This window comes from Sphingomonas sp., from assembly GCF_041661885.1.
In the GTDB taxonomy this organism is placed as follows: domain Bacteria; phylum Pseudomonadota; class Alphaproteobacteria; order Sphingomonadales; family Sphingomonadaceae; genus Sphingomonas.
In genome coordinates this window covers 1-16078 of record NZ_JBAZTL010000010.1, presented here as the reverse complement: position 1 = coordinate 16078, position 16078 = coordinate 1, and the positions used below count along the sequence as shown (strand labels likewise).

General features: G+C 65.7%; 17 protein-coding genes and 1 pseudogene. 8 read left to right on the top strand and 10 right to left on the bottom strand.

Features of this window, described 5'->3' with window-relative positions; translation table 11 throughout:
• Nucleotides 1–7: 7 nt before the first annotated feature.
• Entirely contained in the window at nucleotides 8–640 is a 633-nt protein-coding gene (locus tag WC704_RS16155; protein ID WP_372891748.1) for a DUF6088 family protein, read from the bottom strand.
• A 235-nt stretch (nucleotides 641–875) separates the two neighbouring features.
• Between WC704_RS16155 and rlxS the strand changes: the two genes are divergently transcribed.
• Nucleotides 876–2888 carry a relaxase/mobilization nuclease RlxS gene (rlxS, locus tag WC704_RS16150; protein WP_372891746.1) on the top strand — a complete coding sequence of 671 codons (2013 nt, stop codon included), beginning with the start codon at nucleotides 876–878 and terminating at the stop codon, nucleotides 2886–2888.
• A gap of 100 nt (nucleotides 2889–2988) precedes the next feature.
• Here rlxS and WC704_RS16145 read toward each other — a convergent pair whose 3' ends face one another.
• Genes WC704_RS16145 through WC704_RS16130 form a run of 4 tightly spaced genes read right to left on the bottom strand, consistent with a single transcriptional unit; the run spans nucleotide 2989 to nucleotide 5345 of the window.
• Complete coding sequence (locus WC704_RS16145) at nucleotides 2989–4341, bottom strand: NAD(P)/FAD-dependent oxidoreductase (RefSeq protein WP_372891855.1); 1353 nt, start codon at nucleotides 4339–4341, stop codon at nucleotides 2989–2991.
• The gene (locus WC704_RS16140; RefSeq protein ID WP_372891744.1) at nucleotides 4341–4574 is read right to left on the bottom strand and encodes a GDCCVxC domain-containing (seleno)protein; all 234 of its coding nucleotides are present in this window, start codon (nucleotides 4572–4574) and stop codon (nucleotides 4341–4343) included. Before WC704_RS16140 ends, WC704_RS16145 begins: the two co-directional genes overlap by 1 nt.
• 38 nt (nucleotides 4575–4612) lie before the next feature.
• The gene (locus WC704_RS16135; protein WP_372891742.1) at nucleotides 4613–4936 is read right to left on the bottom strand and encodes a heavy-metal-associated domain-containing protein; all 324 of its coding nucleotides are present in this window, start codon (nucleotides 4934–4936) and stop codon (nucleotides 4613–4615) included.
• A gap of 10 nt (nucleotides 4937–4946) precedes the next feature.
• The gene (locus WC704_RS16130; protein WP_372891740.1) at nucleotides 4947–5345 is read right to left on the bottom strand and encodes a mercuric transporter MerT family protein; all 399 of its coding nucleotides are present in this window, start codon (nucleotides 5343–5345) and stop codon (nucleotides 4947–4949) included.
• Between the two features lie 71 nt (nucleotides 5346–5416).
• Between WC704_RS16130 and WC704_RS16125 the strand changes: the two genes are divergently transcribed.
• Nucleotides 5417–5836, top strand: coding sequence for a helix-turn-helix domain-containing protein (locus WC704_RS16125; RefSeq protein ID WP_372891738.1), 420 nt, complete (start codon nucleotides 5417–5419; stop codon nucleotides 5834–5836).
• 134 nt (nucleotides 5837–5970) lie between these two features.
• On the opposite strand, the gene arsC is transcribed toward WC704_RS16125, so the two are convergent.
• From arsC to WC704_RS16100, 5 genes are read right to left on the bottom strand one after another with little or no spacing between them, the layout of a single operon-like run.
• The gene (gene arsC, locus WC704_RS16120; protein ID WP_372891736.1) at nucleotides 5971–6381 is read right to left on the bottom strand and encodes an arsenate reductase (glutaredoxin); all 411 of its coding nucleotides are present in this window, start codon (nucleotides 6379–6381) and stop codon (nucleotides 5971–5973) included.
• A complete protein-coding gene (locus WC704_RS16115; protein ID WP_372891734.1) occupies nucleotides 6378–7043 on the bottom strand; it encodes an aquaporin in 666 nt (221 codons plus the stop codon). The genes arsC and WC704_RS16115 overlap by 4 nt, the downstream gene beginning before the upstream one ends.
• Nucleotides 7040–7468, bottom strand: a complete 429-nt coding sequence (locus WC704_RS16110; protein WP_372891732.1) for a GNAT family N-acetyltransferase — start codon at nucleotides 7466–7468, stop codon at nucleotides 7040–7042. Before WC704_RS16110 ends, WC704_RS16115 begins: the two co-directional genes overlap by 4 nt.
• On the bottom strand, nucleotides 7465–7809 hold the full coding sequence (locus tag WC704_RS16105) for an ArsR/SmtB family transcription factor (protein WP_372891853.1): 345 nt from the start codon (nucleotides 7807–7809) through the stop codon (nucleotides 7465–7467). The genes WC704_RS16110 and WC704_RS16105 overlap by 4 nt, the downstream gene beginning before the upstream one ends.
• Nucleotides 7809–8255, bottom strand: coding sequence for an ArsI/CadI family heavy metal resistance metalloenzyme (locus tag WC704_RS16100; RefSeq protein ID WP_372891730.1), 447 nt, complete (start codon nucleotides 8253–8255; stop codon nucleotides 7809–7811). Before WC704_RS16100 ends, WC704_RS16105 begins: the two co-directional genes overlap by 1 nt.
• Nucleotides 8256–8423: 168 nt before the next feature.
• On the opposite strand from WC704_RS16100, the gene WC704_RS16095 reads away from it, so the two are divergent.
• From WC704_RS16095 to WC704_RS16070, 6 genes and pseudogenes are all read left to right on the top strand, one after another.
• Nucleotides 8424–9155, top strand: coding sequence for an ImuA family protein (locus WC704_RS16095; protein ID WP_372891728.1), 732 nt, complete (start codon nucleotides 8424–8426; stop codon nucleotides 9153–9155).
• Nucleotides 9076–10626, top strand: coding sequence for a DUF6504 family protein (locus WC704_RS16090; protein WP_372891726.1), 1551 nt, complete (start codon nucleotides 9076–9078; stop codon nucleotides 10624–10626). The genes WC704_RS16095 and WC704_RS16090 overlap by 80 nt, the downstream gene beginning before the upstream one ends.
• The gene (locus WC704_RS16085) at nucleotides 10626–13955 is read left to right on the top strand and encodes an error-prone DNA polymerase (protein ID WP_372891724.1); all 3330 of its coding nucleotides are present in this window, start codon (nucleotides 10626–10628) and stop codon (nucleotides 13953–13955) included. Before WC704_RS16090 ends, WC704_RS16085 begins: the two co-directional genes overlap by 1 nt.
• 103 nt (nucleotides 13956–14058) lie before the next feature.
• Nucleotides 14059–14658, top strand: a complete 600-nt coding sequence (locus WC704_RS16080; protein ID WP_372891722.1) for a hypothetical protein — start codon at nucleotides 14059–14061, stop codon at nucleotides 14656–14658.
• A 110-nt stretch (nucleotides 14659–14768) separates the two neighbouring features.
• Nucleotides 14769–15407, top strand: a complete 639-nt coding sequence (locus WC704_RS16075) for an SOS response-associated peptidase family protein (protein WP_372891720.1) — start codon at nucleotides 14769–14771, stop codon at nucleotides 15405–15407.
• Nucleotides 15408–15445: 38 nt separating this feature from the next.
• Nucleotides 15446–15955 (top strand): annotated as a pseudogene (locus WC704_RS16070) (SOS response-associated peptidase); the annotation flags it as partial.
• Between the last annotated feature and the right edge of the window lie 123 nt (nucleotides 15956–16078).

Sequence of the window (16078 nt, the reverse complement as noted above, 5' to 3'; positions counted from 1 at the left end):
CCGCAGCCTAGAGGATCGGCTTGAGAAAGTCCTGCATCCATGTCGGGAGCGTGGCGAGACCGTCGAGCAGATCGGCGCGGATCGCACCGGTCGAGTCCTTGTCGATCACCGAATGCAGCTTCCAGCGCGTGCCGACGGCGGCGTCGTCGTTCATGCCGGTATCGCGCAGCCAGTGAAGCGCCTGGACGATGCGCATTGCCGGGCGCCCGGCCCAATGCAGCTTGCTCGCTGCGGTGAGCTTGAAGGTGATCTCCAGCTTGCCGAGTTTAATGCGTTTCAGTCTGGCGTCGGTATGCACGACGATCTTCGCCGGAACGGCGTTGGTCAGTCCGAGGTCATTCGCCGCGGTCATCCCGTCGACGAGGATACGGATCTGGTCGCGGCGCACGATTGCGTCGATCACGGCGCGCGGATCGGGCGGGTTGTCGCTCTGGGTCAGCCGGTTGCGGCTCGGTCGGTCATAGAGGCCGCGATCGATGCGGCGGATGTCGCCCGCGCTGGCGAGGCGCTGCAACGCCTTGTCGACCGCGTCACGCGCGCCGAGGTCGATGAAGTCGGAAACGATCCAGACCTTGCGTTTGGGATCGTCGCGCATGCGACGCTGGATCGTGCCTTTGATGTCTGGCTTGAGGTCGGTCATGTCCGAAATATGTATACAGATTTCGGACAAAGCTCAAGGTCTGTCATGTCCGAAATCTGTAGACATATTTCGGACAATAATCGGCCGTGTCGATGCTCCGGAAGGGCGATCTCGCCGACCCCGAAGGCACCGAACGGCGCAGGCACCCGTTCGCTCGGGGGTGCCGTTCGGAGCATGAGGCGCAGACTTCCGCCGTTCTGGCCGGCACCGGTTTTCACGATACCGCGATCGCGCCATGGTCGATGCGCGCACATGCCCGAGACACGATGCCATGGCCGAAGAGAACGAGTTCGAACCGCGCCTCGGGCGCATCCGCCACCGCGGAGGCGCGCGCACCTATCTCGGCCGCGTGCTCGCCGCCGCCAATCTAGCGCGTGGCGGGGCGGCGATGCTCGGCAACCGGAAGGGCTTTTCGGGCAGCCGGATCGGCCGTGGTGCGGGCATCGGCCGGATGCTCGCCAGCCGCGGCGGAACCGCTGCCTACGCGCGGCGCCGCGTCATCATCAAGGCGAGCATCGTCAAGCTCGCAGGCAAAGGACTGGCGGGCGCTGCCGCGCACTTGCGCTATCTCCAGCGCGACGGAACCACGCGCGAGGGTCAGCCGGGCGCGCTCTACGGTTCCGATGCCGATGCCCTGGACGGCAAGGCATTCCGCGAGCGGGCGAGCGGCGACCGCCACCAGTTCCGCTTCATCGTCTCGCCAGAGGATGGCGCCGACTATGACGACCTAAAGCCGCTGACCCGGCGGCTGATGCAACGAGTCGAGGAAGACCTCGGGACGAAGCTCGACTGGGTCGCGGTCGATCACTTCAACACCGGTCATCCCCACACGCACATCGTCGTGCGGGGGAAGGATCACCTCGGCGCCGATCTGGTTATCGCGCGCGACTATCTGACCAGCGGGATGCGCGAGCGCGCGGCTGAGCTGGTCGATATCGATCTCGGCCCGCGCTCGGTGCGTGAGATCGAGCAGGCGTTGCGCGCCGAAGTCGAGCAGGAACGGCGGACCTCGATCGACCGCGCGCTGCTGCGCGGGATCGGCACCGATCGCGCGGTCGCAGCGGACGGGCCGACCGCGCTCGAACAGACGCTGCGCAGCGGCAGGCTGTCCAAGCTCGCGCGGCTCGGCCTGGCCGAGCCGATCGGCGCGGGCCGCTGGCGTCTCGCGCCCGACCTCGACGCCACGCTGAAGGCGATGGGCGAGCGAGGCGATATCATCCGCACGATGCAGCGTGCGTTCACGCGCGCCGTGATCGATCGGCCCGCCACCGATCAGGCGATCTACGATCCGGCTTCGGAGAGTGCCGCGCCGCTGGTCGGTCGCGTGATCGCGCGCGGACTCGCCGACGAGCATGCCGACCGGCATTACCTGATCGTCGATGCGACCGACGGCCGCAGCCACTATGTCGCGATCGGCAAGGGCGGCGCGACCGAGCCGACGCCGGCCGGCGCAATCGTGCGGATCGAGCCGCGACGCATCGCAGAACGAGCGGTCGATCGCACCGTTGCCGCGGTCGCTGCCGCCAATGGCGGCCGCTACGATATCGACGCGCACCTCCGTCACGATCCGACAGCCACGCAGGACTTTGCCGAAACCCACGTCCGCAGGCTCGAAAGTCTGCGTCGGGCGGGCGCCGGCGTGGTGCGCGATCCGGCCGGCGCCTGGACGGTCGCGCCCGACCATCTCGACCGCGTCGCGGCACACGAGAAGGCGATGCTGCGTGACCGGCCCGTCGCGGTCGAATTGCTGTCGGCCTTGCCACTGGACAGGCTGGTCGATGCCGACGCAGCGACCTGGCTCGACCGCGAAGCCCTGGCCGGCGCGCCGACGCCCATTCGGGACGCGGGGTTCGGTCACGAAGTTCAGGCCGCTCAGGTGCGCCGCGGGCAATGGCTAATATCGCAAGGGCTGGCCGAGGATAGGGCCGGCGCGGCGGCCTACCGGCCGGATCTGCTTGCCGTGCTCCAGCGGCGCGAACTGCTGCGCGTCGCGGGGCAGCTGTCAGATGAACTGGCGCTGCCGTTTGGCGAGAGCGCGCCCGGCGCCCGGATCGACGGCCTCTATCGTCGCCGGGTCGATCTTGCGAGCGGCCGGTTCGCGGTGATTGAGCGGTCGCGCGATTTCACGCTGGTGCCGTGGCGGCCGGTGCTGGAGGCGCGGGTGGGCAAGCCGGTGTCCGGCATTCTCCGGGATGCAGGCGTGAGCTGGTCGCTAGGGCGCGGGCGAGCCGGTCCGACGATAGGATGATCCTCGCTCAGGGTGCCGGATGTTTTCCGATGCAGGCCCTTGCCCCGGCGGAGATCGGCAATTTAATCCTGATCCCTCGCAGCGGCCAGCTATGTCGGCATCACAGGATCGAACCGAGATCGGACGTCACGGTGGGATAGGCGGCGACCATCTTCTTCAAGTCGCCGGTCTTCAGTCCGAGGCGAATGGCGAGGCCGCAATAATTGATCAGCTCGGCATAGCCCGGACCCAGCAGGTGGGCGCCAAGAATGGTATCGGCCTTTGCGTCGACGATGATCTTCGTGGCGGCGCACGACTCGCCGACACGGAAATTGGAAAACCACTCGCCCGTATCGTTGAGAACGACGCGCACGTCGTGCCCCGCGTCTCGCGCCTCGGCTTCGAGCATCCCGACGCGGGCGAGTTCGGGAATCGTGAAGACGACGCTGGGAACCCCGCGGTAATCCGGCTCGGCATGATTGCCCTTGAGCATGTTCGACGCCGCGACCTTGCCTTCGAACACGGCGACCGGCGTCAGTCGCGGCCCCGGCGTATCGGCGGCATCACCGGCGGCATAGACGGCCGGGTTGGAGACACTTTGCAGGTGCTCGTTCACTCGGATGCCGGCGATCGTCCGCTCGATCCCCGCGGCGGCGAGGCCCAGACGATCGATCGACGGGATTCTGCCGGCGCCGTGGACGACCAGATCGAACGTCAGTTCCGCCGTGCCGGCACCCGATCTTGTCCGTACCGAATACCCTTCCGCGCCGCGCTCGATCGACTGGAGCTCGGTATCCAGCAGCACGTCGATGCCGAGTTTGCGGCTGTGCTTAAGCAGTCGCTCGACGAGATCGGGGTCGAAACCCTTGAGCGGTCGCCCGCCATGGTCGACAATGCCGATGCTGCTGCCCGCGCGGATCGCGAGATGCGCGAACTCGAACGAAATATACCCGCCACCGATAAACAGGATGCGCCGGGGAAGGTGGTCGAGGTCCATGAAGGCGGCATTGTCGATTACATGTTCGGCGCCAGCCATCGCAAGCGGTCTTGGCTCCGCGCCGGTCGCGATCAGAACGTAGCGGCCTTGCAGGCGGCCCTGCCCGTCGATCTCGACCGTGTTCTCGTTGAGAAAGCGCGCTTGGCCATGAAAGGTCGCGATGCCTTTTTCGTCGAGGCCGCTTTCTATCCGCTTGGGAATCTTGTCGGTGAAGCTGCGCTTGAACGCGACCAGGTCCGGCCAGTTGATTCTGATGCCATCATCATCGACGCCCTTGCCGCGCATCAATCGAGCGTCGTTGATGATCTCGGCGCCCCGGCGGAGGAGCTTCTTCGGGTCGCACCCTCGCAGCGCACATGTCCCGCCATAGGGCAGCTCGTCGACCACCGCGACGGACCAACCCGCTGCAGCACATTTCTCCGCCGCGCTTACCGCCGCCATGCCGACGCCGAGCACGATCAGGTCGAACGATCGCATCACGGCGACGCGCCGACCTGACAGCAGGGCGCGGTTCCGGTGGCGCGTGCCTCCTGGATCGGCGGACAGGGAATTGTGCCGTAGGAGCAGAACACGCAGCAATCGCCCGCGAGCGGGCGAAGCACCACGCCACAGCCCTTGCAGTCATAGAAAAACTGGCAAGCGTTGGTTGGCATCGTCTCGGTCTCGACGTGTCCGCACTGCGGGCACGTCAGGGAGGATTGCAATTCCATGAAAGGCCCTTCGTCCGCTCAGTTGCTCAATCGGATAATCAGCCGCCTTGAAGCTGTGCCGGATAGCCGACATCGGTCGATGCGGCGGCGATCTTCGCGGGCGTCGCGATCGCGGCGTCGTAGGTGACCGTCGCGGTCTTCGCGGCGAAGTCGATCTTGACCAGCTTGACGCCGGTAACCCTGCTCATCGCGGTCTTCACGGTGATCGGGCAGGTTGGGCAGGTCATGTTCTTGATCGCGAACGTCTTGGTCTGCTCGCTCGCCGGCGCGGCAATGGCTGCACCGGTCGGCGCGACGATGATGGCGGTGAAGCCCGCAATACTGGCGAGGCCAGCAAGGGCGATGGTCAGGTGGCGTCTCATATCGGTTCTCCTAGTAAAACAGGGGTGCCCACCATTGCAGCGTCATGGCGAGCAGGACGAGAATCGTCGCGCCCCAAAGCGCCGCCTGGGTGATAAGGCTGGATTCGGGACGAGCGCAGTAACTGCCATCGACGCAGTCCGGCTTGCTTCGAAAATAGACATGCCAGAAGCCGCCCGCGAGAAAGACCAGCGTCACGACCACGAAACAGGGTTTGTAGGGTTCGAGCGCGGTGAGGCTGCCGATCCAGGCGCCCGACACGCCCAGCGTGACGAGCACAAGCGGAACGATGCAGCAAGACGACGCCAGCACCGCGCCGGCCACGCCGCCTGCGGCAAGCCAGCCGCTCGAATTCTTGCCGTCACGGCGCGGCTTCGAACGCTCGACGTCCATTCCTGCCTTCGCCATCATGCTTTGCTCTCGATTTCGGCCTCATCACCATGTAGTTCCTGTAGTAGCTACAGGTTCAAGGGCTAATTTCGATGCCATTCGCTGCCGCCGACCATTCTCTCAAGCGCGGTGCGCTTGCCAAGCGTTTCGGGTGCAACATCGAGACGATCCGATACTATGAGAATATCGCGCTTCTTGCGGCGCCCGACCGAACCAACAGCGGGCACCGGGTCTATTCTCCCGGCGATCAGGCCCGGCTCGGGTTCATTCTGCGGGGCCGCGAGCTCGGTTTTTCGGTCGAGGAACTGCGCAGCCTCCTCAGCCTCGCGGATTCACATGAATATACGTGCGGGGACGTGTTGGCGCTTACCCGGCGCCACCTCGAAGACGTAAGGATCAAGATCAGGGATCTGGCTCGACTCGAGCGGACGCTGGCCAACGTGTCGGATCGCTGCGAGGGCGGTGACGTTCCCCGCTGTCCGGTGATGGACGCCTTGCTGGAGGTGGCTTGAACGGCCGCATCGCTCACGGCCGGTCGGTCATCAATCGCTTGGCGGAGCCGGTCGCGCACGACGCACCGGCCAAGACGCGCTCAAAGCGTCGGTGCAATGGATGCGTCGCCGGCATGGACGGACATGACGAGACGTCAGGGGCTGACGATTTCGCCGTCCTCTTTCGTGAAGCTGGTAACTGCGCGTTCCAGCAGTGGCAGAACGGCCTCCGATGGTCGGCATAGTGCGACACCCTTCGGCGTCATCACGATCGGCCGATTCACGAGAATCGGGTGTGCAATCATCGCCTCGATCACCGCGTCGTCGCCAACCGACGGTTCGAGCAGACCGAGTTCTGCGGCAGGCGTTCCCTTTTCGCGAAGGATGTCGCGCGGCGTCGCACCGATCGCTGCGAGGATCTCGTCGAGCCGATGTCGAGTCCAGCCGACCTTGAGATATTCCACGATCGTTGGCGCGTATCCGGCTGCTTCAATCATCGCGAGCGCGTTGCGCGACGTGCCGCAATCGGGATTGTGGTAGATCGTGATCGGGAAAGCATTGGTCACGTTCGCGTCTCCTCTTTCAGGAGCCAGCCGAAGAACGCCACGGCGGCGAGTGTGCCGGCCAGCTGTCCCGCGATGAAGCCCGCGACCGACGCGGGAGCGATCCCGGTAAAGGTATTCGACAGGCTGCGGGCAACGGTCACGGCCGGGTTGGCGAACGACGTCGATGCGGTGAACCAGTACGCAGCGGTGATGTAGAGACCCACTGCAATGGGAGTGAAGTCGGGCCGGGCGCGCTGGGTGCTGAGGATCGTACCGATCAGGCCGAATGTCGCTACGCATTCGGCGAAGCTCTGCGACACGCCGTCGCGCGCCTTGGCCGAAATCTGGAGGATTGGTTCGGCGAACATCGCATGTGCCGCCCAGACACCGATTATCGCTCCCGCGAGCTGCGCGACGACGTAAAATACCGCGGTTCGCGCCGTCGTCTCGCGCTTGAGCAGGACGGTTAGTGTCACCGCAGGATTGAAGTGCGCGCCGGACACCGGATCGAACATGTGAATCAGCACGACGAGGCCTGCGCCGGTCGCGATTGTGTTGCCGAGCAGCGCAATGGCATCGTTTCCTGCGGCAAGCCGCGCTCCCATGATTCCAGACCCGACGACGATGGCGAGGAGCAAAGCTGTCCCGGCGAACTCGGCTGCGATCCGGCGAGCAAGGGTCATTCTGCGAGCTCGCGCACCAGCAGTGTCGCCGTGGCGGGGCAGAGTGACACGAACTGGGGCGCCGTCGCGATCGCCGGAGGCGCGTCGGCGCGATCGGCCACGCGCCATCCATTTCCGGCGAAGAAGTCGGCGGCGTCGGTCGTCAGAAGCCACAGCCTCGTGGCGCCGTCGCGGCGCGCCTCATCGATCAGTGCCGCGATCATCCGGCTTCCCATCCCGATGCCGCGCGCGGTCTGGACGACGACCAGCGAACGAAGCAGGCGATCGGTGCCGTCGCCGGCGATCCCGCCGAACGCGACCGGTCGGTTGGCCTCGGACATGACGAAGTAGCGCTGCGCGGGGCCGTAGAGATCGCCGACGGGCAACCCGGCGCCGCGCAGAGCGTCATAAAAGGCGGGGTCATCGGCTCGGCAGGATGCGATCACCGCGTGCAGCAGTCGGCTTCGAGCGCCATGTCTGCCAGCGACCCGCAGATTTCAGGCCGCCCGCCGCAGCAGTCTGCGATGAGAAAGCCGAGCAGGTCGCGCATTCGCTCGTAATCGGCGGAGTAGACGATTGACCGTCCATGACGCTGTGATCGAACCAGGCCGGCGTGACCGAGGATCGTCAGGTGCGTCGAGAGCGTGTTCGGGAGCGCGCCGACCTCGCGTGCGATCTCGCCTGCGGGCAGGCCGCCCTCGCCCGCGCGTACGAGCAGGCGGAACACCGCGAGACGGCTGGCGTGGGCCAGCGCCGACAGCGCTTCGAGTGCAGCTGGCAGGTGCATCAGCAGCACGCCGCGCTGGCGTTCGGCGGTGGGGCGCAGTAGGCGCTCGAAGCGTCGGGGATGACCTCGTCCTCGCCATAGGCCGTCGCCTCGCCGTGGGTGAAGAAGGTTTCCCAGCGCACGCCGGCGGTGTCCGTCACCCAGCTCTTGTCCGATTTCGCATAGCAGCACGTCGTCGCTTCCTGATCGAAAGTCGTCGATCCGGCAGCCTTCAGCCGTGTCGCGAGTTCGGCAAGTTCCTCGGCGCTGTCGACCTGCACGCCGACATGATCGATCCCCGCCGAACGCCCGCGCGACGAGATCGCGAGATTGACGCGCGGGTCTTCGAGCATCCACTTCGCATAGTCGTCCTTCGTCACCGTCGGAGGTGTGTCGAACAGGGTGGTGTAGAATCCGATCGCTTGGTCGATGTCCGGAACGCTGACGTGCAAATGGAGGCGCTTCATGCCGATTTCTCCTTTGATTCGATATTTCGACTAGCATCGAAATATATATGGGGGAAGAGGCTTTTTAGGATCGGCATGTGGACGATCCGCATGGCCGGCGATTGACACGCGGCGCGATTGTGGAACAGATAGGGAACGAATCAACCGTCCCTGAGTCTATTCGATGACATGCGCCAATCTTCTGTCCTTGCCGAATTGCGCGCCCGCATCGCCGAGGTCGAGGGAACGGCTGCCCGGCACGCGGCGGTCCCGTTCGGCGTCAAGGCGCTCGACAGTCACCTGCCGGGCGGTGGTCTGGCGGCGGGCGTGCTGCATGAGGTTGCCGGCAGTCCCGACTTGGCTGATGACGCCAGCGCCACGATCTTCCTCGCCGGCATCCTCGCGCGCATCGAAGGGCCGGTCTTCTGGTGTCTGCGCTGGCGCGATCTGTTTGCCCCAGCGCTGCATCTCGCGGGACTGCATCCCGACCGCGTGATCCATGTCGAAGCGGGCAGCGATACGAATGTGCTGCTCGCGATGGAGGAGTGTCTGCGCCATGCCGGTCTGGCCGGCGTCGTCGGTGAGGTTACCAAATACTCGACGACCGCGTCCAAGCGGCTGCAGCTCGCCGCCGAAAGTTCGGGGGTCACCGCGTTCGTGTTTCGGCGCGCGTCCAACCCCGCAATGGCGGCGGAGGGCACGGCTGCGACAACGCGATGGCGGATCGCCGCGGCGCCCAGCGAACCTCTGGGCATTCCGAGTCTGGGGCGGCCTCGCTGGCAAGTCGCGCTGGAGCGGGTGCGCGGGGGCGAGCCGCGTCAATGGATCGTGGAGGGGTGCGATGCGCAGGGTCGTATCGGTCTATCTACCGCACTGGTCGACCGACCGGATGCGGCGGAAGACCGCCAAGCCGCCGCCTGACGGTCGTACCGAAGCGGTCGCGCTCGTCACTGCCATCCCCGATCATGGCCGGCGCATCGTCGCGTCGGTCGATGCCGGCGCTCGCGCATTGGGCATCGCGCCGGGAATGACCGTCACCAAGGCGCGGTCGTTCGCCGACGGACTCGACGTGATCGACGCCGATCCGGAGGCCGATCTCGAAGGGCTCCGCCGCCTCGCTCTATGGACGGGCCAGCGCTACGCGCCGATCGTCGCGCCCAATCCACCCGATGGTCTGTGGCTCGACATCACCGGCTGCGCCTCCTTGTTCGACACCGAGCGCGCGCTGATCAAGGATCTGCACCGCCGTCTCGCAGCGTTCGGGCTGACCGCGCAGATCGCCGTCGCCGACACCGCCGGGTGCGCACATGCCGTCGCGCGGCATGTCCCCGCCGGGCGGCCGGTGACGATCGAGCCCGGCGACACCCGCAAGGCAATGGCGCTGCTGCCGGTCGGTGCACTTCGGCTCGAACCGGGCGTGGTCGAGGGTCTGCGAAAGCTCGGGTTCGACCGGATCGAGCAGTTGATCGGCACACCGCGCGGCCCGCTCGCCAAGCGGTTCGGTCGCACGCTCCACCGTCGGCTCGACCAAGCACTCGGCAGCGCGGCCGAACCGGTCGAGCCGATCTTTCCCGAGGCGCAGCCGCGCTGCCGGCGCGGCTTCATGGAGCCGCTCGTCACCGCAGAGGCGTTTGCCCAGGTCATCGACGATCTCGCCGCCGATCTCGCAGAGCAGCTTGTGCGGATAGGCAAAGGCGCGCGCCGGCTCGATTGTCATTTCCACCGGGTCGACGGGCACAATCAGGCGATCCGGGTCGGCACCGCGGCGCCTTCGCGCGATCCGCATCATCTCGCCAAGCTGCTGGCGGCGAAGATCGAGACGATCGATCCCGGTCACGGCATCGAGGCAATGACGCTGGTGGCGCCATTGGTCGAACCGCTCGGCGCGCGACAGGGAAATGGGCTGGAGAGCGTTACCCGGCGTGGCCCCGACCTCGACGCGCTGGTCGATGCGCTCGCCAACCGACTCGGGCAGCGGCATCTTTACCGTACGACACCCGAGCCGAGCGCAATGCCCGAGCGGTCGGTGAAGGCGACGGCGGCATTGTCGGCAGGTTGCGGCGCGGCATGGAACGCCGATCTGCCGCGCCCGTGCCGGATGCTCGGCAACCCCGAGCCGATCGACGTGACCGCCATGCTGCCGGACCATCCGCCGGCGATGTTCATCTGGCGGCGCAAGCGGTTTCGCGTGACCCAGGCCGATGGTCCCGAACGCCTTCACGGCGAATGGTGGCGCGACGCCGGACTGGAGGCCGAACGGCCCTACGCCGTGCGCGACTATTTTCAGGTCGAGACGACCGGTGGTGGCCGCTATTGGCTGTTCCGCATCGGCGACGGCGAGAACCCGGCGACCGGGACGATGCGCTGGTTCATCCACGGCGCGTTTGCCTGATGCCGGGTCGCGCGGAATGCGGCGATGTCGGCTATGTCGAGCTTCAGGTCACGACCCATTTCAGCTTCCTGCGCGGTGCTTCGTCGCCCGAGGAGCTGTTCGCTGCGGCCGCCCTGCTCGGACTGCCCGCGCTCGGCATCGTCGATCGCAATTCGGTAGCCGGGATCGTCCGCGCCTGGGATGCCGAAAAGACCACCGGCGTGCGCGCGATCGTCGGCTGCCGGCTCGATCTGACCGACGGGACTGCGCTGCTGGTCTATCCGACCGACCGGGCCGCCTACAGCCGGATGTGCCGTCTGCTCAGCGTCGGCAAGGGACGCGCCGGCAAGGGCGCCTGCCATCTCGATTGGTCCGACGTCGAGGAGTGGAATGACGGGCTGATCGCGATGCTCGCGCCGGATCGCGCCGATGCGACCACCGAAGCTGGGATCGCGCGGACCCGGCGCATCTTCGGCGACCGCGCCTATCTAGCGCTGTCGATCCGCCGCCATCCGCGCGATGCCGTGCGGCTGCGCGACCTCGCGGCGATCGCGGCATCGGCGCGGGTCCCCACGGTCGCAACGGGCGATGTGCTTTATCATTCTCCCGATCGTCGCCTGCTGCAGGATGTCGTCACCTGCATCCGCGAGAAATGCACGATCGACCAGCTCGGCGACCGGCGCGAACGTATCGCCGACCGTCACCTCAAGCATGCCTCCGAAATGGAGCGATTGTTCGGGCGCTACCTGAAGGATACGAGCCCGGTCGCGCGCAGTGTCGAGATGGCGGCGCGCTGCACGTTCAGCCTCGACGAGCTCAAATACCAGTATCCCGACGAAATCCGGGTGGCGGGCCGGACGCCGCAGCAGGAACTCGAACGGCTGACCTGGGAGAAGGCGCCCGAGCGCTACCCGGAGGGTCTTGAGGGCAAGGTCTGCGTACAACTCGAACACGAACTTCGGCTGATCGCCCAGCTCGATTACGCGCCCTACTTCCTCACGGTCCATTCGATCGTCGCGTTCGCGCGGAGCAGGGACATCCTGTGCCAGGGGCGCGGCTCGGCGGCCAATTCGGCGGTCTGCTATGTGCTCGGGATCACCTCGATCGATCCGGTCCGTTCCGAACTGCTGTTCGAGCGGTTCGTCTCGGCCGAGCGCCGCGAACCGCCCGACATCGACGTCGATTTCGAGCATGAGCGCCGCGAGGAAGTGATCCAGTGGATTTACGAAACCTACGGTCGGACGCGGAGCGCGCTGACCGCCGTCGTGACCCGCTATCGCGCGCGCGGCGCAGTGCGCGAGGTCGGCAAGGCCCTCGGCCTGTCCGAGGATGCCACCGCCGGCCTTGCATCCTCGGTGTGGGGCTGGAGCCGCGAGGGGGTCGAGGAGAAGCACGCCGCCGAGCTCAACATGGATCTCGGCGATCGGCGTCTCGCGCTGACGCTCGAACTGGCGCGGATGCTGATCAACACGCCGCGCCACCTGTCGCAGCATCCGGGCGGATTCGTGCTCACCCGCGACCGGCTCGACGAACTGGTGCCGATCGACCCTGCGGCGATGGAGGACCGCCAGGTCATCGAATGGGACAAGGACGACATCGACGCGCTCGGGTTCATGAAGGTCGATGTGCTCGCGCTCGGGATGCTGTCGTGCATGCGCCGCGCGTTCGAGTTTCTCGAAACCGACAAGGGGCTGAAGGTCGATCTTGCGACGATCCCCGCTGAAGACCCTGCAACCTACGCGATGATCCGCAAGGCCGACACGCTCGGCGTGTTCCAGATCGAGAGCCGCGCGCAGATGGCGTCGATCCCGCTGATGGCGCCGCGCACCTTCTACGATCTCGTCATCCAGGTCGCAATCGTCCGTCCGGGGCCAATCCAGGGCGACATGGTCCATCCCTATCGCCGCCGCCGCAACGGCCAGGAGGAAGTGACCTATCCGACTCCCGATCTGCGCCGCGTGCTCGAAAAGACGCTCGGCGTGCCACTGTTTCAGGAGCAGGCGATGCGCGTCGCGATCGAGTGCGCAGGGTTCACCGCGAGCGAGGCTGATCTGCTGCGCCGCGCGATGGCGACGTTCAAGTTGACCGGCGGCGTATCGCATTTCCGCGACAAGCTGATCGAGGGCATGGTGACGCGCGGCTACGAACGCGAATTTGCCGAAAAGACCTTCAAGCAGATCGAGGGGTTCGGCTCGTACGGTTTCCCCGAAAGCCACGCGGCGAGCTTCGCGCTGATCGCCTATGCCTCGTCGTGGATGAAATGCCATCATCCCGATGCGTTCTGCGCGGCCCTGCTCAATGCCCAGCCGATGGGGTTCTACGCGCCCGCGCAGATCGTCCGCGACGCGCGCCGGCACGGCGTCGAAATTCGCCCGATCGATGTCAATTCGAGCCGGTGGGACTGCACGCTCGAAGCGAGCAACGGGCGCTACAAGGCGGTGAGGCTCGGGCTGCGGATGGCGCGCGACCTGTCGAACGCGGATGCCGCCGCGATCGTCACCGCGCGCGGCGATGATCCTTACGCGAGCGTCGAGGAGGTCCAGCGCCGCGCCGGCGTCGGCCGCGGCGCGCTCGACCGTATCGGCGATGCTGACGGCTTTGCCTCGCTGGGCGCGAGCCGGCGCCAGGGTCTGTGGGACGTCAAGGGGCTTGGCGATGCGGCGCTGCCGCTGTTCGCCGCCGCCGACGAGCGCGACGGCAAGCTGCGGCAGGAGGCGATCGAGCCGACCGTGCTGCTGGCGCCGATGGGCGATGGTGCCGAAGTGGTTGAGGACTATCGCGCCTCCGGGCTGAGCCTGCGCGCGCATCCGCTCGCCTTCCTGCGCGACGAACTGAAGGCGCGGCGGATGATCACATGCGCGGAACTGCAGACGGTTCGGGACGGACGCTATGTCGAACTTGCGGGGATCGTGCTGGTTCGTCAAAAGCCGGGTTCCGCCAAGGGCGTCATGTTCATCACCCTTGAGGACGAGACCGAGGTTGCCAATCTCGTGGTCTGGACCAAGGTGTTCGAGGCCAACCGTCGAACCGTGCTTGGTGCCTCGATGATGGGGGTGCGCGGCCAGGTCCAGCGCGAGGGCGACGTGATCCATGTCATCGCGCAGCGGCTGGACGATCTGTCGTCGCTGCTCGCCAGCGTCGGCAATCGCAGCGACGTCGCCGACATCTATCGGACCAGCCGCGCCGACGTGGCGAAGAACCCGGTCGGCCCTGATCCGCGCGATCCCGCTGAGCGCACGCTCGGGCGCCCGCCGCGCGACATCTACATCCCCGACCTGAGGCTGGGCTCGGGGATCATTCCGGGCCAGCAGACCGAGGGTATCAAGGTCAAGCCGCGCGACTTTCGGTAACTAGCGCCCGGCAGCTCATCGGCATCCCTGCAACGGGCGGATGCTGGCAGCGGCTGGTCGAAAACGATAGTAGGTTTGCTCGGAGAAGGAGTGCGTTGCGGACATGACCAGCGATACGCTTGCAGATCGTTGGGCGATGTTGCCCGGCCCCGAATGGGAGACACCCTTGCAGGCCAGAACCTGGCTTGTAGAACAGCGTCGCCTGCTCGGATGGTCGCACAAAGATGTGGCAAAGGCGTTCTTCGCGTGCGCCGTCAACAGCGACCTCTATACCGGTCCCGGCGGAGGAGACCGCTTCGACAGGGCCACCGAAAAGCGTGCTGCACGGTTCGAGCGCGAAGGTCAGCATATCCCCGATTGGATGTACTGGATCCCGCTGGCGATCAAACACCACCAGGTTCCTTTCGAAGACCGGTCGGATTGGGAACGCCAGAACATTCCCGAACACAGCGACCTGCGTCGCGAGCGGGAGGAAGACGAATACCAAGCCCATGTCTTCGATCTCAGCGACGACGAGATCGAAGTGATCACCCGCTACCGTGCGATGGATGGAGACCTGCGAACTGCCTTCCTTTTCTTGGCAGACCCCGCGACCCTAAAATGGCTCGCCGCTTCCGCAGCGCGAGCCGCTGAGAAGAACACGACGGTAGAAGAGGCATTGGAGAAGGGATTGGGCTCTATGCCGCGCGACGCCGAGCGATAGATCGAGGCCAAGCCTGCGAAATGTTTTGTTCGACCTTTGTTCCGTGATATCAGTCTGTCGATCGAGTCGGTACGAAAGGCTTGGGCCGCATGTCTAGGCTCTATACAGTGATGGCAAGCGCAGCGGATATTGCCGCTGATTTTTGCGCAGACGTGCCGACGCCGATCGCGGTGCCGACAGAAATAATCGAGGGCAATCCCGGCTTGGTCGTGCTCGAGAACAATGGGCACCGCCTGCTGAAGAACATGAGCTGGGGCTTTCCTCGGCTTACCCGCGAGATGCGCTTGCGCGGCGATCCACCCGGTCGGCTCGGCCTGGTAGCCGATCTCACCAATCCGATGTGGGAGCATATCGTCGTCGATCCACGTTATCGCTGCCTGATCCCGGTCAGCCATTTCGCGAATCCTGACGGCGATCCCGGCGAAAAGACCCGGACATGGTTCTCGGTCGCCGGTGAGCCCCTGGTGGCCTGGGCCGGGTTCTGCCGCAACACGCCCGAGTTCGGCCCGGTCTTCGCCGGCATGACGATGACCGCGAACGTGCTCGTCGAGCCCTACAACGACCGCATGCCCACGCTGCTTGCACGCGATGAATACGACCATTGGCTTCACGGTTCGATCCAGGATGTGATCGCGTTCCAGTTCCGGCCGCCGACCGCAGCCGACCGGATGACGATCCTCAACACGCAGGATCGCTGGAAAAGCGGCAAGCTACCGCCGATGCTCCAGCCGCAGATGGCGCTTCTCTGAACGAGTGCGTTTCGGCAATCCCGTGATAGGATGCCGCCATGTGCAATCTCTACACCGTCCGAAAAAGCGCCGCCGAAGTTGCCGCACATTTCGGTGTTTCGGCGCCGGTCCAGCAATTCAACGCGCCTGAAGAAAGCTATCCGGGCTCGCCGGGCTTGGTGGTGCGCGAACAGGACGGCGCGCGCATCATCCAGTCGATGACGTGGGGCTTTCCGCTGCGTTTGAAAGGCATGAAACCGGAATCGAAGCCTAAGCCCGTCAACAACATTGCCGATGTCAGCAAGAACATGTGGATCGGCCTCGCTCGCAAACCCGAATGGCGCTGCCTGATCCCGCTCACCGGCTTCGCCGAGGCCGAGGGGCCGAAGGGTGCCAAAACCCGAACGTGGTTCAGCGTGAACGGGCAACCGATCTTCGCCTGGGCTGGCCTATGGCGGCAGAGCGCGGAATGGGGCGACGTCTATTCGGGCGTCATGACCGACTGCAACGAGGCGATCCGGCCTGTCCACGATCGAATGCCGGTGCTGCTCCAGCCGGGCGAGTACGACGTAAGCGTGGGCTGGAGGCCGCAGATCAGGCGGCTTCGGCGATCGGTTGCTGATCTGGTCGCCAGTTCCACGGCATGAGTTCATCCCAGCGGGCAGCGGGCCAGTTGTCGGCGATCTTGGCGA

What these genes read in the sequence shown, in the direction of transcription:
- WC704_RS16085 (WP_372891724.1), top strand. Translation starts at nt 10,626, where the DNA reads ATGCCGGGTCGCGCGGAATGCGGCGATGTCGGCTATGTCGAGCTTCAG.
- WC704_RS16155 (WP_372891748.1), bottom strand. Translation starts at nt 640, where the DNA reads ATGACCGACCTCAAGCCAGACATCAAAGGCACGATCCAGCGTCGCATG.
- WC704_RS16090 (WP_372891726.1), top strand. Translation starts at nt 9,076, where the DNA reads ATGCGCAGGGTCGTATCGGTCTATCTACCGCACTGGTCGACCGACCGG.
- WC704_RS16145 (WP_372891855.1), bottom strand. Translation starts at nt 4,341, where the DNA reads ATGCGATCGTTCGACCTGATCGTGCTCGGCGTCGGCATGGCGGCGGTA.
- WC704_RS16130 (WP_372891740.1), bottom strand. Translation starts at nt 5,345, where the DNA reads ATGATGGCGAAGGCAGGAATGGACGTCGAGCGTTCGAAGCCGCGCCGT.
- WC704_RS16140 (WP_372891744.1), bottom strand. Translation starts at nt 4,574, where the DNA reads ATGGAATTGCAATCCTCCCTGACGTGCCCGCAGTGCGGACACGTCGAG.
- WC704_RS16075 (WP_372891720.1), top strand. Translation starts at nt 14,769, where the DNA reads ATGGCAAGCGCAGCGGATATTGCCGCTGATTTTTGCGCAGACGTGCCG.
- WC704_RS16105 (WP_372891853.1), bottom strand. Translation starts at nt 7,809, where the DNA reads ATGCACCTGCCAGCTGCACTCGAAGCGCTGTCGGCGCTGGCCCACGCC.
- WC704_RS16100 (WP_372891730.1), bottom strand. Translation starts at nt 8,255, where the DNA reads ATGAAGCGCCTCCATTTGCACGTCAGCGTTCCGGACATCGACCAAGCG.
- WC704_RS16080 (WP_372891722.1), top strand. Translation starts at nt 14,059, where the DNA reads ATGACCAGCGATACGCTTGCAGATCGTTGGGCGATGTTGCCCGGCCCC.
- rlxS (WP_372891746.1), top strand. Translation starts at nt 876, where the DNA reads ATGGTCGATGCGCGCACATGCCCGAGACACGATGCCATGGCCGAAGAG.
- WC704_RS16115 (WP_372891734.1), bottom strand. Translation starts at nt 7,043, where the DNA reads ATGACCCTTGCTCGCCGGATCGCAGCCGAGTTCGCCGGGACAGCTTTG.
- WC704_RS16095 (WP_372891728.1), top strand. Translation starts at nt 8,424, where the DNA reads ATGCGCCAATCTTCTGTCCTTGCCGAATTGCGCGCCCGCATCGCCGAG.
- WC704_RS16135 (WP_372891742.1), bottom strand. Translation starts at nt 4,936, where the DNA reads ATGAGACGCCACCTGACCATCGCCCTTGCTGGCCTCGCCAGTATTGCG.
- WC704_RS16125 (WP_372891738.1), top strand. Translation starts at nt 5,417, where the DNA reads ATGCCATTCGCTGCCGCCGACCATTCTCTCAAGCGCGGTGCGCTTGCC.